Annotated in this window: 23 protein-coding genes and 1 pseudogene; 17 read left to right on the forward strand and 7 right to left on the reverse strand. The window is 56.5% G+C overall.

Going from position 1 to position 22,183, the window contains the following annotated elements; genetic code table 11:
* Positions 1–12: 12 nt before the first annotated feature.
* From ABJF76_RS11445 to ABJF76_RS11510, 14 genes and pseudogenes are all read left to right on the forward strand, one after another.
* Positions 13–150, forward strand: coding sequence for a hypothetical protein (locus ABJF76_RS11445; protein ID WP_413820162.1), 138 nt, complete (start codon positions 13–15; stop codon positions 148–150).
* A 76-nt stretch (positions 151–226) separates the two neighbouring features.
* A complete protein-coding gene (locus ABJF76_RS11450; protein WP_413820163.1) occupies positions 227–529 on the forward strand; it encodes an aldehyde dehydrogenase family protein in 303 nt (100 codons plus the stop codon).
* Positions 495–1,026: pseudogene (locus ABJF76_RS11455) on the forward strand (IS6 family transposase). Before ABJF76_RS11450 ends, ABJF76_RS11455 begins: the two are co-directional and overlap by 35 nt.
* A gap of 122 nt (positions 1,027–1,148) precedes the next feature.
* Positions 1,149–1,766, forward strand: a complete 618-nt coding sequence (locus ABJF76_RS11460) for a TetR/AcrR family transcriptional regulator (RefSeq protein ID WP_413820164.1) — start codon at positions 1,149–1,151, stop codon at positions 1,764–1,766.
* 98 nt (positions 1,767–1,864) lie between these two features.
* Complete coding sequence (locus tag ABJF76_RS11465; RefSeq protein WP_413820165.1) at positions 1,865–3,523, forward strand: Y-family DNA polymerase; 1,659 nt, start codon at positions 1,865–1,867, stop codon at positions 3,521–3,523.
* A 166-nt stretch (positions 3,524–3,689) separates the two neighbouring features.
* Entirely contained in the window at positions 3,690–4,499 is an 810-nt protein-coding gene (locus tag ABJF76_RS11470) for a helix-turn-helix domain-containing protein (protein ID WP_413820166.1), read from the forward strand.
* A 33-nt stretch (positions 4,500–4,532) separates the two neighbouring features.
* A complete protein-coding gene (locus ABJF76_RS11475) occupies positions 4,533–5,804 on the forward strand; it encodes an ABC transporter substrate-binding protein (protein WP_413820167.1) in 1,272 nt (423 codons plus the stop codon).
* A 58-nt stretch (positions 5,805–5,862) separates the two neighbouring features.
* Positions 5,863–6,759, forward strand: a complete 897-nt coding sequence (locus tag ABJF76_RS11480) for a carbohydrate ABC transporter permease (RefSeq protein WP_413820168.1) — start codon at positions 5,863–5,865, stop codon at positions 6,757–6,759.
* Complete coding sequence (locus ABJF76_RS11485; RefSeq protein WP_413820169.1) at positions 6,756–7,586, forward strand: carbohydrate ABC transporter permease; 831 nt, start codon at positions 6,756–6,758, stop codon at positions 7,584–7,586. Before ABJF76_RS11480 ends, ABJF76_RS11485 begins: the two co-directional genes overlap by 4 nt.
* Positions 7,587–7,589: 3 nt before the next feature.
* Positions 7,590–9,080, forward strand: coding sequence for a sulfatase (locus ABJF76_RS11490; protein WP_413820170.1), 1,491 nt, complete (start codon positions 7,590–7,592; stop codon positions 9,078–9,080).
* Between the two features lies 1 nt (position 9,081).
* Entirely contained in the window at positions 9,082–10,086 is a 1,005-nt protein-coding gene (locus tag ABJF76_RS11495; RefSeq protein ID WP_413820171.1) for an ABC transporter ATP-binding protein, read from the forward strand.
* Positions 10,087–10,107: 21 nt separating this feature from the next.
* The gene (locus tag ABJF76_RS11500; protein ID WP_413820172.1) at positions 10,108–11,319 is read left to right on the forward strand and encodes a sulfatase; all 1,212 of its coding nucleotides are present in this window, start codon (positions 10,108–10,110) and stop codon (positions 11,317–11,319) included.
* A gap of 1 nt (position 11,320) precedes the next feature.
* Positions 11,321–12,793: a sulfatase-like hydrolase/transferase gene (locus ABJF76_RS11505; protein WP_413820173.1), complete on the forward strand. Its 1,473-nt coding sequence runs from the start codon at positions 11,321–11,323 to the stop codon at positions 12,791–12,793.
* A 466-nt stretch (positions 12,794–13,259) separates the two neighbouring features.
* Positions 13,260–13,451 (forward strand): hypothetical protein, encoded by a 192-nt coding sequence (locus tag ABJF76_RS11510; protein ID WP_413820174.1) that lies wholly within the window; start codon positions 13,260–13,262, stop codon positions 13,449–13,451.
* A 221-nt stretch (positions 13,452–13,672) separates the two neighbouring features.
* Here ABJF76_RS11510 and paaK read toward each other — a convergent pair whose 3' ends face one another.
* Both paaK and paaI read right to left on the reverse strand, forming a co-directional pair.
* Positions 13,673–14,965, reverse strand: a complete 1,293-nt coding sequence (gene paaK, locus ABJF76_RS11515) for a phenylacetate--CoA ligase PaaK (RefSeq protein WP_413820175.1) — start codon at positions 14,963–14,965, stop codon at positions 13,673–13,675.
* Positions 14,962–15,396, reverse strand: a complete 435-nt coding sequence (gene paaI, locus ABJF76_RS11520; RefSeq protein WP_413820176.1) for a hydroxyphenylacetyl-CoA thioesterase PaaI — start codon at positions 15,394–15,396, stop codon at positions 14,962–14,964. Before paaI ends, paaK begins: the two co-directional genes overlap by 4 nt.
* A gap of 123 nt (positions 15,397–15,519) precedes the next feature.
* On the opposite strand from paaI, the gene ABJF76_RS11525 reads away from it, so the two are divergent.
* Positions 15,520–15,867, forward strand: a complete 348-nt coding sequence (locus ABJF76_RS11525) for a DUF2794 domain-containing protein (protein ID WP_413820177.1) — start codon at positions 15,520–15,522, stop codon at positions 15,865–15,867.
* A 111-nt stretch (positions 15,868–15,978) separates the two neighbouring features.
* Here the strand turns inward: ABJF76_RS11525 and ABJF76_RS11530 are convergent, their stop codons facing one another.
* The 3 genes from ABJF76_RS11530 to ABJF76_RS11540 all read right to left on the reverse strand — a co-directional run bounded on the left by ABJF76_RS11530 (position 15,979) and on the right by ABJF76_RS11540 (position 18,586).
* On the reverse strand, positions 15,979–16,761 hold the full coding sequence (locus tag ABJF76_RS11530; RefSeq protein ID WP_413820178.1) for a C40 family peptidase: 783 nt from the start codon (positions 16,759–16,761) through the stop codon (positions 15,979–15,981).
* Positions 16,758–18,137 (reverse strand): leucyl aminopeptidase family protein, encoded by a 1,380-nt coding sequence (locus tag ABJF76_RS11535; protein ID WP_413820179.1) that lies wholly within the window; start codon positions 18,135–18,137, stop codon positions 16,758–16,760. Before ABJF76_RS11535 ends, ABJF76_RS11530 begins: the two co-directional genes overlap by 4 nt.
* 68 nt (positions 18,138–18,205) lie before the next feature.
* Positions 18,206–18,586, reverse strand: coding sequence for a hypothetical protein (locus tag ABJF76_RS11540; RefSeq protein ID WP_413820180.1), 381 nt, complete (start codon positions 18,584–18,586; stop codon positions 18,206–18,208).
* Positions 18,587–18,754: 168 nt separating this feature from the next.
* Between ABJF76_RS11540 and ABJF76_RS11545 the strand changes: the two genes are divergently transcribed.
* Together ABJF76_RS11545 and ABJF76_RS11550 are read left to right on the forward strand one after the other, a co-directional pair.
* Complete coding sequence (locus ABJF76_RS11545; protein ID WP_413820181.1) at positions 18,755–19,405, forward strand: carbonic anhydrase; 651 nt, start codon at positions 18,755–18,757, stop codon at positions 19,403–19,405.
* Positions 19,406–19,571: 166 nt separating this feature from the next.
* Positions 19,572–19,865 carry a sodium-dependent bicarbonate transport family permease gene (locus ABJF76_RS11550; RefSeq protein WP_413820182.1) on the forward strand — a complete coding sequence of 98 codons (294 nt, stop codon included), beginning with the start codon at positions 19,572–19,574 and terminating at the stop codon, positions 19,863–19,865.
* A 361-nt stretch (positions 19,866–20,226) separates the two neighbouring features.
* On the opposite strand, the gene ABJF76_RS11555 is transcribed toward ABJF76_RS11550, so the two are convergent.
* Positions 20,227–21,852 carry a DUF4139 domain-containing protein gene (locus tag ABJF76_RS11555; RefSeq protein ID WP_413820183.1) on the reverse strand — a complete coding sequence of 542 codons (1,626 nt, stop codon included), beginning with the start codon at positions 21,850–21,852 and terminating at the stop codon, positions 20,227–20,229.
* Between the two features lie 151 nt (positions 21,853–22,003).
* Positions 22,004–22,183, reverse strand: a 180-nt coding sequence (locus ABJF76_RS11560; RefSeq protein WP_413822570.1) for an Asd/ArgC dimerization domain-containing protein, incomplete at its 5' end; no start/stop codon positions are given.

Genomic DNA, 22,183 nt, shown 5'->3' on the forward strand with positions numbered 1-22,183 from the left:
ACCACGGAAAAGATGAACTTTATTGCGGGCACGTGGTGTGCCGGTACCGAATGGGCTGCAAACATCAATCCCTCAGATACAGATGATGTGATTGGTCAATATGCCCGCGCAGATGCCGCGCAGACCAAAGACGCAATTGCTGCGGCCTAGGCCGCTGCACCGGGTTGGGCGGTTGCAACACCGCAGGCTCGTGCTGAAGCGCTTGAGGCGGTAGGAGGGCGAGCTTTTGGCTCGCAAAGACGAGCTCGGTGAATTGCTTTCGCGCGAAGAAGGTAAAATCCTGTCGGAAGGTATCGATGGGGTCACCCGCGCCGCGCATGTATTCAAGTTTTTCGCGCAAGAAGCGCTGCGGGTTGAAGGGCTTTCTATCGCCTCCATCCGCCCGAACGTACGCGTGGAGGCGCGCCATTGGCCCGTCGGTGTCGTTGGCCTTATCACACCTTGGAATTATCCCATTGCCATACCCGCATGGAAAATCGCGCCAGCGCTGGCTTATGTCATGTCTGAAGGGCTTTTGTTGTCCTCGTGAGGTCATTGCCTATGCAGTGTGGGCGTACCACCGGCTAACCCAGAGCACGGCTGATATTGAGGACGTGTTGGCTGCGCGGGGTGTGCCTGTCGGCCGAGAAATGGCCCGGTTGTGGGTCAATCGATTTGGGCGTCACTTCGCAAGCTGCATTTGGCGCGACAGGCCTGTCCCGAGTGATAAGTGGCACATGGACGAAGTCGTGATCGCGATCCGTGGCAAGAAACACTCGCTGGAGCGTGATCGCCGCGACGGGGGAGACGTTCTTGATAACCCTGTGCAAACGCGATCGAAGTGCCGCATTGGTCAACCCGCAAACGAGAGAAAATTATATGTGGATTCAAATCCCATCGGCAGGCTGAGAGGTTTCTGCTTGCGCACGACCAAATCCACCCGACCTTCCGCCCGCGTCGCTACCAACTCACAGGCCCCTCATACCGCCCGCCCGCTTCGATGCATTTAGCCGTTGGGCCGATTACATTGCCGAAATGACGGCATGATCTATCATTCGACAGTGCTCCACTGCCTATAGCCAACAACTTGGCAATGCCTCGCGTTTTTTTCTATCCGAATTGAACAGATCGGTTTATATTGGCCTGTCCTTTGGAATCCCGGAACACGCATGAACGACGCCTCACCCATCGTCCGCAAGGGCCGTAAATTCGATCAAGTGCTTGAGGGCGCGCGGGTTGTGTTCATGGCTGACGGATTTGAAGGCGCGAGCGTGGACGACATCGCCAAGCAGGCCGAAGTCAGCAAAGCAACCTTGTACAGCTATTTCCCCGATAAGCGGTTGCTATTCATGGAAGTGGCCAACCAGGAATGCGCGCGTCAAAGCCAGGCGGCGATTGATACCATCGACATGGCAGCCCGACCGCGTGACGTATTGGGGCAAGCGGGGCGGCATTTTCTGCGTTTTATTACTTCGCAATTCGGACAGCAGGTGTTTCGCATTTGCGTCGCAGAATCGGATCGGTTTCCCGAGATTGGCCGTGCGTTCTACCAATCCGGCCCGGCGCGGATGCGGGCCGAGATGGCGGGCTATTTTACAGAGGCGATGGCGCGGGACGAATTGCGCATCGATGATGTGGCATTGGCCGCTGATCAGTTTGGTGAACTGTGCAAGGCCGATATCTGGCCGCGGCTGATGTTTGGTGTCATCGATATTGTGAGCGAGGCGGACATTGACCGCGTTGTGGATGGTGCAGTTGACACATTCTTGGCGCGCTACGGGGTCTGAACTTTGGGCATTGAGTATTTTTAGAACAATGAAGGTGGGTCGACTCGAGGTTGCGACTCGGGGTAATTAGGTTTGGAACAAAGTGTGAACATTTTGCCATGTCCGACCGCCGCATTCTGTCTTTATGGTTTCCTCGATTGGGGGCCGAACGTCTGATCCGCCGTCAACCGGTGCTGGGTGACCAGCCGCTTGCCGTGGTGCACGAACAAAGCAATGCGCAGATTATCACAGCCTTGAACGCTGTTGCGCAGGGGCAGGGTTTGCAGGTGTCTCAGCCTGTGCGTGATGCGCATGCGATGTGCCCCGGTTTGCTAACCTATCCGCGCAGTTTGGTGGGCGAGGCGCGGTTTCTGGAAACATTGCAACGCTGGGCGGGTAAATTTAGCCCTTGGGTTGCACCTGAAGGGGACGATGCTTTGGTCGTGGACCTAACTGGCTGTGCGCATCTGTTCGGAGGCGAAGTGGCGCTCATGCAAGTGGTTGAGGATGACTGCATTGATCTGGGCTTAACCGTTTTGATGGGATTGGCGGATACGCGTGGGGCGGCGTGGGCCTTGGCGCGCTATGCGGGGCGGGCGGCCGGGTCGGATCGGACGGGCGATGCCATCGACCAAGAAGCGCGTGCCACACGGTCGCGCGCAGGTAAACGGCGGCATTGGACAAAGGGCGGCGCAGCTCCTGTGGTGCGTACCAAAGCAGGCAATACTGACCGCATCGCGTTGCCGGGGCAGACCTATGGCGCGCTCAGTCCTTTGCCCATTGCCGCATTGCGTCTGGAACCAGAGGTGACGGCGCAGCTGGGTCGTTTGGGGTTGCGCCGTGTGGGTGATCTGTTGGGGCAACCGCGTGCAGGGCTGGCGCGCCGCTTTGGGCGGGGGTTGGTGATGCGCATGGATCAGGCCATGGGCAGCGCGCCCGAACCTGTATCGCCGGCCAAACCACCGGACCACTTTGCCGTACGTATGACTTTGCCCGACCCCATTGGGTTGGCCGGGGATGTGATGGCAGGAATTGATCGGCTACTGCCGCGTCTGTGCGAGGTGTTGAAAGCCAAGGGGAAAGGTGCGCGGCGGGTGGCTTTGCAGGCCCATCGCAGTGATCAGGATATTGAGGTGATCGAAGTGGGGCTGGCCCGCCCAAGCTTTGACCCGGAACGCATCCGCCCGCTGTTGCAGTTGAAGGTCGACGGGATCGACGCGGGCTTTGGCATCGATATGTTGCGCCTTGTGGCCGTGCAGGTCGAACCGTTGCACGAGGCTGTCGTGGTCGGGCATTTGCAAGCCGGAGAGGCGGTACAAGCTCGTTTGAACAAAACCAATACTCTGGATGATCTGGTGGGTCGGTTGGGTGCGCGGGTGGGGCTGGATGCGATCCGGCGCTTGCATCCGGCGGACAGCCATATCCCTGAAAAGTCACATACAATTATGGCCGCTGCGTGGTCTGAACCGCATGAAGGGCCTTGGCCTGCGCCCAATAATCCGCGTCCGATGTTATTGTGGCCCCCTGAACCCGTGCATGCCCCTGCGGTGCCGCGTCTGCCCGAGGCATTCCGCTGGCGTGGGCAAGAACTGACCCGATTGCGCGCCCTTGGGCCAGAAAGGTTGGCTCCGGAATGGTGGTTAGACGACCCGAACTGGCGCAGCGGCACGCGGGATTATTGGGTGACGGATACAAGCTGTGGGCAGCGGCTGTGGCTGTTCTTTGGGCATGGCGGAGCAATGTCGCCAGGATGGTTCTGTCAGGGTAGCTTTGTCTGAGGTCCGGCGGCAATGAGGGTGCGAAGGTGTGTTTGGCCTAAAATGGCGCCCTACAAGATGTGCCAAACATTAAACTAAATTTAAAAATTGACAGATCAGCATAAACACAGCAGTCTTCCGATAATTCCATATATGGAATTAATGATTCACAATGTGAAATATTAAGATGAACCCGACGGAGCGCACGCTGCAAGTTTTAGAGTATATCATGGCTGCCGGTCCCGGACCGTTGAAGCAGGTAGATATCGCGCGCGATTGTGGTCTGCCGCCTGCAACGCTTAACCGTATTATCCGGACGTTGTCGGACTGGGGTTACCTTTTTCGCACCAGTGAAAAATACGTCGTTCGAAACTTCCGACTGGATCGCAACGTGCCCATGTCTGACGTCTATCTGGCCAAGCTGGACGAAACGATGCGCGCCCTATCCAAGCGTTTGAATGTCTCTGCCGAGGTGGTTGTGGTGGCAGGGCACGAACTGCTTTGGCATTCCAAGACAGAATATCCCGACCCTAACGTTGTGATCCGTGCAAGTGTCGGCTTTCGCCGTTCGCTTTATGAACTTGACGTGCTGTCGCAACTTTATCTGAGCCGATTTGAGTGGGACGAGGTTGAGGCGCGGTTTTTCACTGATGGGTTTTTTGAAACGCCGCGCAAACGGGGGCAAACCAGCACTTCGTTTACCGCGACGCGCGTAAAGGCGCTGCTGTCAGAACGGCGTCGCGATGTCTTTGCCGCGGACCTGCAAGGCAACCACGTTGGCATCCGCCGTTTTGCGACTGTCATCCAAGATCCGGATGGCAAGTTTTTGCACCTTTTGGCGCTGGCGGAACCCGCCGAAAAGACCTGTGCGCCGATCGAAGAATACCAAGATGCGCTACTCAAGGCGCGCACCGAGCTTTCAGAGCTTGTCTATCAAGAAAGTGCGGCTGCGCGTTTGCAGCCGAAATACCACGTCATGCCGATGCGCGGAGGATAAGCACGGCAGGCATAATCAAACCGGGAGGAAACTATGAAACATCTATTATCAGCGGCCCTTGTGTCCAGCTTTGCGCTGGCCGCGCCTTTTGCGCCCAGTGCGGCGCAGGCAGAAGAAATCAACGTGGTCATGTTCGGCATGCCCTACACCAATGGTCTGGCGAAACTTGCCGACGACTTTGAGGCCGAAACCGGTATCAAAGCCAATATCGATGTGATCGGGCAAGACGTGTTCGAAAACCGGATCACGCTGTCCTTTACAGGCGGCACCGGCGACATCGACGTGGTTCACACACCAGTCATTCAGGTCCAGCGCTGGATTCAAGCCGGATGGTTGCAGCCAATGACCGACAAAGTGTCCGAAGCAACAACATCCGACATTCTTGCGGGTCCGCTTGGCGCTTATAACGTCAATGGCGACCAATGGGCTTTGCCATTCTTTGCCGGGGTTGGCCTGATGAGCTACCGCGAGGATCTGCTGGAAGCGGCAGGTGCTGAAGTGCCACAAACATGGGAAGAAATGATCGAGGTCGCAGGCAAAATCAAAACTGACGACCAGGCGGCGATTGCTTTGCGTGCCGTGCCCGGTCAGGGCTTTAACATGTTCATCTTTCCGATGGTCATGCGCGCCTATGGTGGTACGTTCTTTGCCGACTACGAAGGCGGTGATTTGACACCTGCCATCAACTCGCCTGAGAACGTCGAGGCGTTGAACGTCTATATCAAGCTGATCAACGATTACGGTCCAGCCGGTGCTGGTAACTTCAACTTTGCCGAAGTGAACGCCGCTGCAAAGAACGGGCAAATCGCCTTTGCCGTTGAAGGCACAGGGATCATTAGCCAAATCGTTGACCCGGCGCAAAGCCAGTTCGCCGATGTAACCGGAATTGCTTTGCCACCGGGTGGTCCTGCGGGCCGCTCACCTGCCATTGGTGTACACGGCATGGGCATCCCTGCAAGTGCTCCGAATGCAGAGGCCTCTGCAAAGTTCATCGAATGGGCCGTCAGCGCCGAAACGGTGGCCAAGATTGCGATGTCTGAATCCTTCCCGGATTTCACCACCGCATCCGTGGCAGACAACCCTGACGTGGTCGCGAAATACGCAGCGATCCACCCCGACTTTTTGTCGACACGGGTTGCCGCGTTGGACTTGGCCATTGGTCACTATCGTCCTTTGATCCCTGAATGGCCTGCTTTGGGTCAAGCCATCGGTGAAAGCGTGAATGCGGCCATCAACGGTTTGATGAGCCCCGAAGAGGCGCTGGAACAAGCCGAAGCGGACATGCGCGACCTTCTCGGGTTGTAAACCGCAGCTGACCACACCCGGCGGGGCCGACCCGCCGGGCTTTTTGATTGAGGGCATCATGACATCCCACGCAACACCCCGTCGGGGTGCCACATACGAGCTGCAACGCGGCTATCGCATGATGATGGTGCCTGCCATTCTTGCGGTTGGCATCTTTGCCATTGTGCCGCTTGCTGGCATGTTTGGGTTGGCCTTTAGCGACTATCACTTGATCCGCGGGACCAACTGGGATTTCGGGTTCAAGAACTTCGCCAAAATGCTGTCTGACAAACGGTTGATGAACTCGATCTATGTCATGGCGGCATTGTCGTTCTTTGGGGTCGCGCTGCAAGTCATCATTGGCAGCGCTGTCGCTGTGGGCTTGCAAAAGATCACCGGGCGTTGGCGGGTGGGCCGGGTTTTGTTCCTGCTGCCCTACGCTGTGCCGCATGTTGCTGTGGCGTTGATATGGTTATCGCTATTTACGCCGACCTTGTCGCCGATCAACGCATTCTTTGATCTGTTCGGGATCACGGTGCCTGCCTTTTTGACCAGCCGATGGGGCGCAATCGCTGCCATTGTGATTGCCGATACTTGGACAAACTTTCCCTTTGCGATGTTGATCATCATGGCCGCCTTGCAAGGCATTTCCCCCGATCTGGAAGAGGCCGCAGCCATCGATGGGGCGACACGGATCAAGACCTTTATCTTTATCACGCTGCCGCTGCTCGCCCCTGCGTTGCTGATGGTCACGCTGTTCCGCTTTATCGACTCGCTGAAACATTTTCCGATGATCTTTGTGATGACTAAGGGCGGGCCGGGGCGTTCGACCCAAGCCACGAATTTTTACGCCTACGTGCAGACGTTTCAAAACTCTAACGTGGCTTACGGTGCTGCCGTTGCGGTGATGCTGTTCTTGATGGCGGCATTGATCAGCTACTACGTGGCCAAACTGAACCAACGGGTGACCACATGATCGACAATAGCCCAGAATTCCGCGTCAAACGCGGTATCGGCATCACCATGATGCTGGTGCTTTTGACCTTTGCGGCAATTCCAACCGTGTGGGTGCTGATCCTGTCGTTTCGTTCGCCCATCGCCATCTTTCAGCCGATTTGGGAAAGCCCGCTGGCGCTGACACTGGACAACTTTTTCAAAATCACGCGCTCTGATTTTCCCAGCGCCTTGCTGAATTCTTTTATCACCGCCGGGTTGTCGACAGCCTTTGCGATGATTGTCGGGGTGCCTGCGGGCTTTGCACTGGCCAAGGCCCGGCTGTCGGGCAAGTTTATCGCATCGTGGGTTTTGCTGCTGCTACGCATGGCCCCGCCTGTTGGCTTTGTGATCCCGCTGTTTCTGCTTTACGTGAATGCAGGGCTGATCGACACCTACGCAGGCCTTGTGTTCGCCTATATGACGCTGACCCTGCCGCTTGTGACGTGGTCGATGTGGAATTCATTCGCGCAAGTCCCGGATGAGCTGATCGAGGCGGCGATCATGGATGACGCTTCCTTGGGCAAGGCGTTTTTGCTAATCGCCCTGCCTGCTGCGCGCCCGGGCGCTGTGGCCGCGGCCATCCTTGCCTTTCTTGTGGCATGGAATGACTTTTTCTATGCCCTTATCATCACCCGATCCGGCACGGCGACAGCGCCCGTGGCGGTGATGAACTTTATCTCATATGATAGCGTTGATTGGGCTTCGATTGCCGTGGCCAGCATTGCGCTGACGTTGCCGATCTTGCCGCTTATGGCCATTGCTAACAAATATATCGTGCAGTCCATGTCCGGCGCGGTGAAGGGATAAAACATGACACAGCGTCCCAACATCGTGTTCATCATCACCGACCAACAGCGCTTTGACACCATTGCAGCACTTGGGGCGGATCACATGATTACGCCGAACTTGGATCGGCTCGCTGCGCGCGGCACTGCGTTTGAAAACATGTACATCACGTCGCCCTCATGTGCGCCGTCGCGGGCGTCTTTGTTCACGGGCACTTATCCGCACACCAATGGCGTCTTTCGCAATGACGAGCCGTGGCAATATTGTTGGGTCAAGGATCTGGCCGAGGCGGGGTATCGCACGGTGAATGTGGGCAAGATGCACACGATGCCGATCGAGGGGGCCTTTGGGTTTCACGAACGCCACGTGACTGAAAATAAGGACCGCGATCACCCGAACCTGCCGTTCTATTTGGACAATTGGGACAAGGCGTATTTTCTTGAGGGCCTCGAAAAGCCATCGCGTGTGACACAGCGTCGGCAAAACGATTATGGCGATAAGTTGGGCGCGTGGGTTTGGGAGCATGATGAAAAAATGCACCCGGATGTGTTCACCGGGCAAATGGCGACGTGGTGGCTGGACCGCTATACCGGGACGGGGCCGTATTTCTTGCAAGTTGGCCTGCCGGGGCCGCACCCGCCCTATGATCCGACGCAAGAGTATCTGGATATGTACGATGGCCGCGATCTGCCTGACGTGATCCCGCCTGATCCTGAAAATCAGCCCGAAGCCCTGCAAGGCCTGCGTGATTTTATGCTAGGAGAGGACGCCGACGGTGTCGTGCATTTGGCCGAGCCAACTCCAGAGCAATCGCGCAGGCAACGCGCGCACTACTATGCCAATGTCACGATGATCGACACGCAAGTGGGTGCGATTTTGGATGCATTGGAGGCGCGGGGCGATCTGGATAATACGATTGTTGTGTTCACCTCGGATCATGGCGACGCGCTGGGCGATCATGGCCATTCGCAAAAATGGAACATGTATCAATCAACGGTGCAGGTGCCCGCTATTGTTGCAGGGCCCGGCATTCCGGCGGGCAAATCCGTGTCAGACAATGTGGCGCTGTTTGATCTGGGGCCGACCATTCTGGATTGGGCTGGTGTGACGGTGCCCCCTTGGATGGAGGCGCAATCACTTGCGCCTTACTTTGGAAACGAACACGCGCCTGAGCGCACACAGGTTTTTGCTGAGCATTCCAATGATGCATTGCTGTCAGGGACCCGGCTGATGACCATGCTGCTAGATCGGCAGATGAAGATCGTTCATTTTGTGGACAGCGATCAAGGGCAGCTTTTTGACCTTGCCAGCGACCCAATCGAACAAAACAACCTTTGGGATGATCCTGCCTATGCCGCAACGCGCGCGCGCATGGTGGATGACATTCTGAAATGGCGTTCTGAAAGCCCCTTGAAAACACAAGGTTTCGTCGAGGCCTGCGTGCGTGGTGCGCAGTCGATGATGTCGCCACCGCTCCATATGGCCCGCGGCCAACACAGGAAAGGAACACGCTAAGATGGGCCGTATTGAGCTGAAAGGCGTCCAAAAAGACTTTGGCAAAGTGACGGTCATTCCGCCACTGGATCTTGAGATCAACGAGGGTGAGTTCGTGGTCTTTGTCGGCCCTTCGGGCTGCGGGAAATCAACGTTGCTGCGCTTGATTGCAGGGTTGGAAGACGTCACTGACGGCGTCATCGAGATCGACGGCGTGGATGCCACAGATCAGTCTCCGGGCAAACGGGGACTGGCGATGGTGTTTCAATCCTATGCGCTTTATCCGCATTTGACGGTGGCCCAAAACATCGCCTTTCCGCTGCAAATGGCGGGGTTGTCGCGCGACGAACAAGCCCGGCGTATCGATAATGCTGCGGCCGCGTTAAACCTTACGGACTATCTGGATCGCAGGCCCAAGCAACTGTCTGGTGGTCAACGCCAACGGGTCGCGATTGGGCGCGCCATTGTGCGCGAACCCTCTGCGTTTTTGTTTGATGAGCCGTTGTCAAATCTGGACGCGGCCTTGCGTGTTGGCATGCGGCTTGAGATCAGCGAACTGCACAAGCGTCTTGCGACGACGATGATTTATGTCACCCACGATCAAGTTGAAGCGATGACCATGGCCGACAAAATTGTGGTGCTCAACGCCGGAGTTATCGAACAAGTTGGCAGTCCGCTTGATCTCTATGATGCACCCCGTAACCGCTTTGTTGCAGAATTCATCGGATCGCCGAAAATGAACATTATTGCTGGTTCGTTGGCCCAGAAAAAAGGTGCCACATCAATCGGTATCCGACCCGAGCATCTGACGATTGCAACGGATGGGGGGGATTGGAAAGGCACCGTTGGAATTTCCGAACATTTGGGCAGTGATACGTTCATTCGCGTCACTGTCGAAGGCGTCGACGATGTTATGACCGTCCGTGCACCGGGCAAGGTCAGGCTGGCAGCAGGTGACACCATATACCTAAGTGCCGATATGGAAAACTTGCACAGGTTCGATGAAGCCGGTCTGCGGATGACTTAACTACGTGCAACGGGGGGCAATATGAATACGGTCACGCGCCCCAACGTTCTGATGGTCGTGTTCGATAGTCTAAGCGCCCATGACGTGCGATTGCATGCCGCTGACTTGCCCACGCTTTGTGCCCTGTTTGATCGCAGCCTGAACTTCAGCAACGCCTATGCGCCTTGCCCCGAAAGCAGCCCTGCACGCGCGAGCCTATTCACTGGTTTGGATATGGCTGCGCATGGGGTTTGGACCGATGGTGTTGCCTTGCCAAAACGCGACAAAACAATGTCAGAGGTGTTCACGCAGAACGGCTATCACACATGGCTTGTTGGACGCAGGCAGTTGGCTGGCGTGTCGCATTGGACGACCGAACACGCGCGCGCCAATGAATACGACCACTTCGACTGGGCGCATGGCGCGCTGCATCGTTCCCGGCAGAATGCCTATCTGATGTGGTTGCAGAAAACCGCGCCTGACGCTTATGCACGGATTTTCCCGCAGCAGGCCAATCCGGACGCCACTGCCATCCCTCAGGCACAGTATGATGCCATGACAGCCTTGCCCGACGAACTGAGTTTTAACACGTGGGTCGCGCAGCAAGCCTGTGTCCGGATCGGGACAGCACCGTTCTTTGGAGTTGTCGGGTTTGTGGTTGGGCAATCCATGGGCGCAACGAGTGCCGGACGCGACGCACTTGATCCGCGGGCTTTGCGGCAGGCAGATGCCGCCTTGGCCGTAATCCTGAAGGCGTTGCCTGAGAAAACTGTGATTGCATTGACGGCCGGACGCGGTAGCATAAACGCGGCAACGCCGCCCTTGAATGAGGCCGCGGTGAACGTGCCCTTGGCCTTTTGCATGCCGGGTGGACCAACGGAAGAGGTCGCAGGCGCTGTTTCGACGATGGATGTCGCGCCGACCCTTTATGAGGCGGCAAAACTGCGCCCTCCGCAACGCCTGCAAGGGCAATGCCTGATTGCAAATGAACCGCGCGGATGGGCGTTAAGCCGATTGCGCCGTCCCGACCAACCGCATCAGACGGCTTTCGTCGACGCAAGGTGGAAGCTGGTGATGACCCACGGTGCGGCGCAGTCCCTTAGCCTTTTTGACCTCAGTAACGACCCAAACGAGGAACAAAACCTTGCCGATGATCCAGCCCATCAAGACAAGCTGGAAGAGATGATGGATCAGATGATTGACGCCCGTGTCGCCCTTGAGGATCGCACCGAACCTCGCATTGCGAATTTTTAATATGACCACGCGGCCCAACATCCTGTTCATCTGCACTGACCAACAACGCGGCGACTCGCTAGGTTGTACAGGGGCGCCATGGGCGGTGACGCCCAATTTGGATCGGCTGGCGGCGCGGGGGGCACTGTTCGAAAACTGTTACGTGCAAAACCCCGTGTGCAGCCCTTCGCGGGCGTCGTTGTTTACCGGGAAGTACCCATCCAACCATGGGCTTTATGCCAATGGCGTGCCGCTGCCGGACGATCAACACATGTTCACACGCACATTGGCGGACGCAGGGTACGATTGCGGGATGATCGGCAAACAACATCTGGCCCCCTGTGACACATGGCGCACCGAACCGCGCCGTGACGACGGATATCGCGTGTTTGAATGGGCGCATGGGCCAAACCACCGGGCCTTGGAAAACGACTTTCACAGGTGGTTACGCAAGACACAGCCCGATATCTATCAAAGCATCTTTCCCGACACCGGCGCGAACGAGAACACGGAATATTCTAACCGCACCCGCACTGGCACACCCATCGACCACGTTCCGTACGAGGCGCATTATTCCCATTGGGTCGCCGAGCGCGCGATTGATTTTATCGGCACAGATCGCGGCGAACCGTTCTTCCTGATGGCTAACTTTTTTGACCCGCATCATTCGTTTGGCGCGCCACAAGAGTTTCGTGACATGATTGATGTGGATGTTATTCCTGCCCCCATCACCAAACCGGGCGAACTGGATGAAAAGCCAAAAGATCACCGCGCAATTTCTGAAAAAAGCTACAGCGGCACAGCCCCCGGCTTTCAGGACTACACGCGCGCGGAAATCAAAGAAATTCGGGCGCAATATTGGGCGATGATCGCGTTGGTCGACTATGAAGTCGGGCGCATCCTTGATGCTTTGGAAAAGGCGGGCGGGCTAGAGAACACGCTTGTTATATTCACGTCGGATCATGGCGAGATGTTGGGTAATCATCAGCAACTGCTAAAGGGTCCGCAGCTTTATGACGACCTGTGCCGCGTGCCGTTGATCGCATGCTGGCCCGACGAAATTCCAGCGGGGCAACGCGTGTCCAACCCGGTGCAGTGGATCGACCTAAGCGCGACGATCCTTGAGGCGTCGAGTTGCGGTCTTGGCACAGGCGTTCAAGGCAAATCGTTATTGCCGATGATGCGGGGCAAGGATGTTGATTTCCGGCCTTGGGCGCTGTGCGAATACCGGTATTCGGGCTTTCCGACAGATCCGCTGATCATGACAACGATGCTGCGACATGAGACATGGAAACTGATCGTCTGGCACGGTGCACCCGCTTGCGGGAACACGCGCGATGGGGAACTTTATGATTTGGCGCAAGACCCGGGTGAGTTGCACAATTTATACCACATGCCCGAGCACGCAAAGCAACGAAGACGCATGAAAAGGTTGATGCTGGACGCGATGGCAGAGGCCGAAGATAGAACACACCCACAATCCCGACCTTGGTGAGGGTGCAGAACTTTGGGCACTGAAAGTTGGTTCGCTTTATCTTGATGGACATGCATTGGCGCACTCAATGGCGTATAGCAACTACACCCGCTATGGTTATGCTGATGGTTTGTAGGGCGAACGAATTTCTTAAACCATTGCATCGAATCTTGGCGCTGCGCAGACACAACAAATTCTTGGTTTGACTGAAAAGGCACCACGAGGGCCCTCGTATTCACGGTATCATTACAAAGGTCGTTTCTGCATTTTTTGTTCCCCGAGTTGAGGTAATCAGCGTCAGAATCAGGGGAAAAGGTGGAAATTCCGTCAAGCTGCCTTTGGTAAACTTTACGTTAAATTCTGAATTTATCTTTGATTCTGTAATATTACGTTACGTACGGGGAATACTCCGATGCGGTTCCCTTTTAACAAAATCTTCAGAGCAAATAATTTGGTGGCAGTCAAGAATCACAATGGAGCCTGCCAAATGTCTGCCACATCATCAGTCCGCAAGAGCGTCGAGTTTCCAACGATTAACCAGGAAACTCTTTCTCGTCTGTCCGCTGAGGCGGATGACCTGCTTGCCAGCAGAACCCGCAAAGTTCAGCATGTCAAAACGAACTGGTTCACCTCGATTATGGAAACGCCGATCTTTGAGAAGAGCTGGCCTTTCAAATAAGCAGTTTTCGGGTGAAAATTGTTCAAGGGATACACGGAATCCCACCTGAACAATGCACCTGCCCGAGCACTGCACAAGACAACTAGCCTATTGGGGATAGGCGCTGACTTTAACGGTCAGCTTGACGATAAATACCGCAACTACAGATAGGTATCGCAATTTCACGAACGGCAGTTTTGCCCCGCATCGTTAGCCTTGCCACTATATGTGATGACTATCTGCTATCGACGGTCAATGATCCGAACTGCCTTGCCTTGGGATCGTGCGACGTCGCCGACGTCACCAACATTCACTTGCACGCTGATCCCAACCGTCTGTTTGATCTGATCTGAAAGAGCTTTGGCGACTGCTGTGCGATCACAACCTGCATCGGCCGCCTCACATAAGACGCACATCTGGTCCATCCGGTCCGGTTTGGTCAACTCGATTTGGAAATGCGGGGCGAGGCCTTGGATGGCCATGATCGCCTCTTCGATCTGGGTCGGGAATACGTTCACACCGCGCAGGATGATCATATCGTCTGAACGGCCCGTGACCTTTTCCATACGCCGCATTGACCGTGCCGATCCCGGCAACAGTCGCGTTAGGTCGCGGGTGCGGTAGCGGATGATCGGGAATGCTTCCTTGGTCAGGGATGTAAACACCAACTCACCCAATTCACCATCCGCGACGGGTGCGCCGGTTTCAGGGTCGATGATTTCGGGGTAAAAGTGATCTTCCCAGATGTGCAGCCCGTCTTTGGTTTCGACACATTCCATCGAAACACCGGGGCCAATGACTTCGGAGAGGCCATAAATATCGACGGCATGCATATCAAAGGCGGTTTCGATTTCGCGCCGCATGGCGTTGGTCCAAGGTTCTGCCCCGAAGATACCGACTTGCAAGGAACTGTCTCGCGGATCGATGCCTTGGGTGTTGAATTCATCAAGGATCGACAACGCGTAGGACGGGGTTACGGTTATGCCTTTGGGTTCAAAATCGGTGATAAGACGCACTTGGCGCGGCGTCATGCCACCCGAGATCGGCACCGTCGACAACCCCAACGCGTCGGCGCCAAGGTGAATGCCAAGCCCGCCGGTGAACAGCCCGTAACCATAGGCGTTGTGCAACAGATCGCCGCGCGACAAACCAGCGGCGCGCAACGAACGGGCGACCACATTGCCCCAATGTTTCAAGTCGTTTTCGGTGTAGCCAACGACAGTTGGCTGGCCCGTGGTGCCGGACGATGCATGGATCCGCGCCACTTGATCGCGTGGCACGGCAAACATGCCAAACGGGTAGTTGTCGCGCAGGTCTTGTTTTGCGGTAAACGGGAATTTCGACAGGTCTGCCAGCGACTTAAGGTCGTCGGGATGTGCACCTGCGCCGTCAAAGGCGGCTGTGTAATGGGGTACGTTGGCATAGGCATGGGCGAGGGTCGTGCGCATGCGAGCCAGTTGAAGGGCTTCAATTTCGTCTCGGCTGGCGATTTCAATCGGGTCGAGTGTATCGCGTGGCGGTGTTAGGTCTTTCATGCGGTGTCCTCGTCAAAATGCTGGCCTTTGATGGTGCGCGACAGGCCGCGAAAAAGCGCGATCTTGTCGCCAGCGGTGTTGGTCACCATGACGTCATAGGTGCCAGAACGCCCAAGGCGGGCGACTTCGGTTGCTGTAGCCGTAAGGGTGTCGTTGGCAACGCCGGGTGCCAGATAGGTGATCTGATTGGATTGGGCCACGGTCAGCACGTTGTAGGTGTTGCAGGCGAATGCAAAGGCGCTGTCAGCCAAGGTAAAGATCATACCGCCGTGACACATCCCATGCCCGTTTAACATGTCGTCACGCACAAGCATCGATAGGGTGGCGCTGCCGGGGGCGATGGCAGTGATGCGCATGCCCAAAGCTTGGCTGGCCCGGTCGTTTGCCCACATCAAATCTGCGCACGCGCGCGCCCTTTTTTGTGGTGTCATCTACACGCCTCCCCTAAGTTCGTGTTTCTGATTTCACAAGTGTTGCCCGTATTTGGTAACATGTTCAAGCGCCGTGCGCATCTTGGCCTTGAATTGTTGGCGTAGCCGCGCAAGTGTTATTCCATGACGCTTCACACTCCACCGCCCTCGAACTCGCGCGAGACGCCTAGCTTGCAGGTCGCATTCCACCGCACGGAACTTGCCGTGATCCTCTCGCTTTATGGGCGTATGGTGGCGGCGGGCGAGTGGCGCGATTACGGAATTTCTTGTCTGCGCGAGGTCGCAGTGTTTTCAGTGTTTCGTCGCACAGCCGAAAATCCACTTTACCGGATCGAGAAACGCCCAAAACTGCGTGGCAAACAGGGGATGTATGCGGTTATCGGCATCGACGGACAGGTGTTGCGCCGTGGGCATGACCTAAAGATGGTTTTGCGCGTGCTTGAACGCAAATTGATCCGGGCGGTGCGGTGACCCAAAGGACCGCTGACGCGGGCACGATTCAATTTTTCTGATGAAGGGGGGATTCCCCCCTTCAAACTCCCAATCTCATTGTTGATTTACATGCATTGTCTGGGGTGCGAGCTAGAGCCGCTTGTGGCTTGTGACGTCACCGCCACCGTTTTGTGCAATGCGGACGCATGCCGGAATGATGGGTTCTTCGACCACACGCATGTGAAAGGCGTTGGCGTGGATCATCATCGTGGGGCTGGTGACCAGTGCGACGTGCCCTTTCCAAAACAACAGGTCGCCGGGTTCATGATCGCTGCCTGCGGGCAGGTGGGCCCCGGTTTCGCGTTCTTGCATGTCGCTGTCACCGGGGCAGGCGTGCCCTGCGGTGATCAGTGCGATTTGCACCAATCCCGAACAATCAAGACCGGTTCGGGTGTTCCCGCCCCAAAGGTATGGTGTGCCCAGGAACAGGCGCGCAGTGGCGATTGCATCTGAAGTCGGTATAGGTCCCGAGGTTAGTTGCGCCTTTGGGATATGCCCGAATTCCGTTTCGATGAAATCTGTGCTTTCGCTGCGTGCCGTCAACAATGCACCAAAACTGAATGCCGCTGTCTCCGGCGTTTTGATCGATGCCCGCCGGTAGGCGTGTGCACCGGGGACGCTGACGCTGTGGGTTGGCGTCGATGGACCACCGACGCTGCGCGTTGGAACAAAACCGATATAACTGTCTTGTTCAGCCTTTACATAGGCGTGGGTGTCGTCTTCGCCCAGCACAGTAACGTCTGCCCCGGCCAGCAGTTGCCGGTCGCGCGCACCAGAAGGTGTGCGGCACAGATCGACATGGGGCCAGATGATCCGCCCCGGTCGGTCCACCCCCAGATAGTCAGGGTTCGGGTCGCGCCGCGGGTCGCTCATAAACCAAGCGCCGCGGGAAGGGCCGCGAACAGGGCGCGGGTGGCTTGGCCCGCCCCCCCTTTGGCGCGGGCCGGTTTGGCGCTGGGTTGCCACCCGTAGATGTCGAAATGCATGTAGGGGCTGTGTTCGACAAAACGGCGCAAAAACAAGGCCGCCGTAATGGTGCCGGCAAAGCCGCCCTTGGGCGCGTTGTCGAGGTCGGCAATACCGGGTTCGATCATGCTTTCGTAAGGGGTGTGAAAAGGCAAACGCCAAACAGGGTCGGCTTGCGAGGTTGCCGCGTCTTCAAGCGCTTTGGCAAGCGCATCATTGTCGGTGAAATATGGCGCAAGGTCAGGGCCGACGGCGACGCGCGCAGCCCCTGTGAGGGTTGCCATCGAGATGATCAGATCGGGTTTGTCTTCATCCGCCAAGGCAAGCGCGTCAGCCAGCACCAGTCGTCCTTCGGCGTCGGTGTTGTTGATTTCGACCGTCAGCCCCTTGCGCGAGGTCAAGATATCCTGCGGGCGGAACGCGTTACTTGAAACGCTGTTTTCCACGGCGGGGATTAACACGCGCAGGCGCAAGGGCATGCCGGTTGCCATGATCATTTGGGCCAACCCCAGTACGGCTGCTGATCCACCCATGTCTTTTTTCATCAGGCCCATAGAACTGCCTGGCTTTAGGTTCAAGCCACCCGTGTCAAAACAGACACCTTTGCCCACAAGGGTCAGGGTTGGGCCGGACGCGCCCCATGTCATGTCGATCAACCGGGGTGCGCGATCTGCTGCGCGCCCGACCGTATGGATCATCGGGAAGTTCGCACCAAGCAGATCTTCGCCTGTAATAACAGAAATCTGTGCGCCAAATTGATCGGCCAGTTGGCGCGCCTCATTTTCAAGGTCCGGGGGACCCATGTCGGAAGCGGGCGTATTGATGAGCGTGCGGCTGAGGGCTTCGCCATTTGCAATAGCGCTGACGCGTTTTGCATCGATCCCTTCGGGTGCGACAAGCTGTGCGGCCATGGGCGATTGGGTTTTGTAACGATCAAATCGATAGCTGGCCAACAACCAACCCAGCGCTTCGACTTCGATCATTTGAGGGTCGAGCGTGCTGTGCAATGTGTAAACACCAGCGGGCAACCGCACGGCACCGGCCGCCAAATGAAAACGCCCGCGCGCACGGGTTTCGGGGGTGCCGTACCCAACTGCGGCCATGGCTACGCCGTTTTCGCCGGGAAAGGTCAGTGCCTGCCCGACAGCGCCATTGAACCCGTGGGCTTTGGCCCATGCACGCACTGCGTCGTTTTGGCCATCAAGCCATGTTTGAACGGCATCCTCTGCCAGAAGAAACAGGGGTATTGCGTCGGAAGTTGGCGCGGCGAAAGCAAGCGTCATTATGGGCACCTTTGTTATTTGATGCCCGCGACCCTATCCTTTGTGGGCGTCACTGCAAGGGTGTGCCCTCAGATCGTGATATCTTGTAAATCCCAGATTGCGCTAAGCGATCCCTCTCCGGTGCGGAGCAATCTGCTAAGGGTCGCCGCCAATGCAGTACGGTCGCCTGCAGCTGCGCATTCAGACACATCACTTGCCACGCGCGCCATCCCTTCCATACCGATTTGATCGGCAATAGCGATCATCGATTTGCTAGACTTGTGAAGCTCGTCCAACTTATCGGCCCGATACAAGCGATCGCAGTGTGACATGCGCAACGCCAATTCTTCCATGGCGCGGCAAACCATATCCTCTGCGGCGACCGGATCCATCTCGGAATACAGGGCGCTAAGACGGTCCCGATTGACGTTTACGGTTTCCGACGGTCGAATTTTTTTAATATTTGTCACTTTACTCACCTTTTTCACCAATTTCGGTGGACCCCCACGGTCTTGGCCTGTGTGCCATAAACACCGTTCCTAAAACGTTATCTCTATGTGGTCTTTTCGCTCGAATTTTCCGTGAATTGCGGATAATCTTAACTCTGAACAGAGGCTTCAGGGCGATCGAGCAAAAATATGCACAGTGTTAAACCACTCCCAACATTCCTTTTGCAGCGGTATCAGGGGTGGAAAGCCACTACCTATGCCGAGAACAGCGCTTGGTATCGTCGCCTTGCCAACGAAGGGCAAAGGCCCCGCACGATGGTCATTTCGTGTTGCGACAGTCGAGTACACGTTACGTCGATTTTTGGCGCCGATCAGGGGGAATTTTTTATCCATCGTAACATTGCCAACCTGGTGCCGCCTTTCGCTCCGGGTGGCGATCACCACGGGACATCGGCGGCCGTTGAATATGCGGTGACGGTTTTGGAAGTGGCTCATGTGGTTGTTCTGGGCCATTCGCGCTGCGGCGGCGTGCAGGGCTGCGTGGACATGTGCGAAGGCCGCGCCCCCGAATTGGAAGAGGAAACCAGTTTCGTAGGCCGCTGGATGGACATCCTTCGCCCGAAATACGAACAGGTGGCTGACATTGAGGACGAAACAGAAAAGACGCGCCGTCTAGAACAGTTGGGGGTCGTTGCCTCATTAGAGAACCTGATGACGTTTCCCTTTGTCGAGCAACGTGTGAATGACGGAACCCTATCGATCCATGGGCTGTGGACAGACATTGCCGAAGGCACGATGAGCCAATTCGTGAATGGGATGGACGAATTCCAACCGGTGTGACTTTGGACCCTGGGCACAGCCAACGCGCGACCGTCTGGTCAATGTAAAGGTACCCGCATGGTTCAAATCTTGAACCTTGCTGTGACGAATCTGCTGTCGCCGATCATCCTTGGTTGTGGGCTGGGTATGGCAACGGCGCTGGCACGATTCGAATGTCCCCAAGGTTGTGGCCAAAGGCATGTCGATCTATCTGCTGTTTGCCATTGGCTTCAAAGGCGGGATCAGCATTGCTGATCATGGAGTCGACGTAACGTTGGCGCTGTCGCTGGTCGCAGGGCTTGTTCTGTCGGCCATTTTGCCGCTGATTTCGTTCACCTTGCTGCAAGTGATGGGCAAGCCGTCCCGGATGGCTGCCGACCTCAAAGTGGTGTGTTCGCCTATGTATTGCCGTGGTCTGTTGGTGCAAAACCGGCCTTGGCAAGATGTCAGAAAACAATTCCGACAATTCCTCACGCGATAGCTGAGGCGTTTTTACAGTGCCTTGTTCGACCGTTTCACTAACCCCACCGGCAACCAAGTTCATCATCCATTTCCACATCCCACACACCCCTTTTGGATTTTCCAGCCCCCCGGCTGGTCGTAACCTACCGATCCCCCGATCGGCTGTTAAAGTATTATGCGCGGTAAGAATTACTAATTTATTGCCATGAATGACTGCATTGTTCGTACATTTGAAAAATCCATATTTTATAATTTTAAGTCAATAACTTACGTGTTGTTAACACTTAGGTAAAACTGTACCCGAACCTCATTCGGGGCAAACAAGTCCGAAGGCCAGCGTTCCCATTCACTGTTTGGCAAGCAGAATTGGTCTGAAATCCTTACCGCAGCACCATGCCTTCGGGCCATTCCAACGTGGTTTCCAATGAAATCGTCTGTTTTTGCCCTGGGGTCATATCAAATCGCCATTCAAGAATGCCACGTTTGTCATCCACAGCGGTGACTTCGGGCGAGGGCGAGGCCTGCCATTCGATTTCTAGGTCTTCTTGTTCAGAAAACGGCACGGCGTCGCGCACTGATACATCCCATGCACGGCCTGTAAGGTTCTCGATTTCGATACGCACGGCTTCGGTTTCTTCGTTCGAGCGGGTGATGATGCCGCGATCACCCTCGTTGCGATCCAAAACGGTGCGCTTCAGGCGCAATCCTTCGATGGGGCCAAAGAAGATGTCGGCCTCGGCGTTGGGGGGCAGGGTTTCTAGGGTGGTTTCACCGACCAATTGATCGTCGACATAAAGCACGGCCTGCCCGGGTAGTAGGATTTCGGGCGAGGTGTTTTCGAACTCCACAAGGCGGAACGCAGTTTCGTCGCGGGCCGGGATGGCGCGGGCGGACAAGGTCGCGTCAAAGTCTATGGTATCGAGCGCGATGCGCACGAGGTCTTGGTTTGTGCGCACCGTTACTTTGCCCGGAAGAACGTAAGACACGCCGATACCGGACAGGTCCGAGGTGGCAATCGAGGCGGCCTCTTCGACAATTATGGGTTCGGCTCTGGAGTCCTGTGCTAGCTGTGAAACCCCCAAGTCGCTGCGCGAGCTAAAGCGCTGGACCCGTTCTGAGGGGTCTTCAATTTTGCGCAGCAGTGGCCAAAGCTGACCGGGTTCGGATCCAGTAAAAGGGGACAGAGTGGACAACTTCATGTCGACATCTACCCAGTCTTCGTTTGAATACTGCGCAATGACCGCGCCGCGTTCGACGCGCAGGGCACCGTCCCCATCCAGAAACAGCGTGTAGCTTGGTGCCCATTCCACCCTGTCGCTGGGATAGCGCAGGGTTAGCGTGGCTGGGCCGGCTTGCGCGGCAGTCACATTCAAAGTCAGCGTGGCCGGGTTTGTGTTAGGCGGTGTGACCAGTTGCAACGCGGCAGCGGCGTTTTGCACGTCAAAGGCAAGATCATCGCGCCCCAGTTGCAAGGCGCGCACCTCGGCTTCGGCAGCGCGTATGGTGGCGCGGGCTGCGGTGCCATCGCTGGCGATCAACTGGCCAATGGCGCGCAGGGTATCGACGTCTGTGGCTGTGTCATCCGGCAGGGTGATGCCATTCAGAAACCCGATTTGATCTTGGGCGGCCTGTCCCTTGGCCAGTGCGAGCGCGATGGCGTCGTCGCGTTGCGCGAGGGCTTCGGCGGCTTGATCAAGGGTGGCTTTGGCGGCCAGCCATTCTGGCGTGCGCGGCGCACGGTAGGGGCCGTTGCCGTCGCGATCCCATCCATGTGTGGACAGGGTTGCACCGCCCAAGCTGATGTCGATCAGTGCCGCATCAAGGTTGGGGTCCATGTCTGCAACACGCAGGTCATGCCGGCCTTCGGGGATGTCAAAGCTGACTGTTCGGGTGATGATTGCGCCGCTTGCATAGGCGGTGACTGCCATGGGCGGCGCATCCAGCGTGATCACATCCGCGAATGTGGGTAGGGGTGCGAGAGCAAGACAGACAAGAACAAAACGCATGGAACAACCTTTCGACGGATATGTCGTCAGGGTGCATCGGCGTGCGGCAATTGAAAAGGGGAATGATTGTTCTGACACGGCGGGGCGGGGGACACTCCCGCCTTACATGGGCCGGTATGGTAAGGCGGAGGTGTCCTCCGCCCCGCCGTCGTTAGCCTTTTTTCAGCACGCGGTTGCCCAGTAGTTCCGCGATTTGCACGGCGTTTAGGGCCGCACCTTTGCGCAGGTTGTCGGACACGCACCAGAAGTTCAGGCCGTTATCAATCGTCGAGTCCTGACGGACGCGGCTGATGAACGTCGCATAGTCACCGACACATTCGATGGGCGACAC

Source organism: Tateyamaria sp., from assembly GCF_039940735.1.
Classification (GTDB): domain Bacteria; phylum Pseudomonadota; class Alphaproteobacteria; order Rhodobacterales; family Rhodobacteraceae; genus Tateyamaria.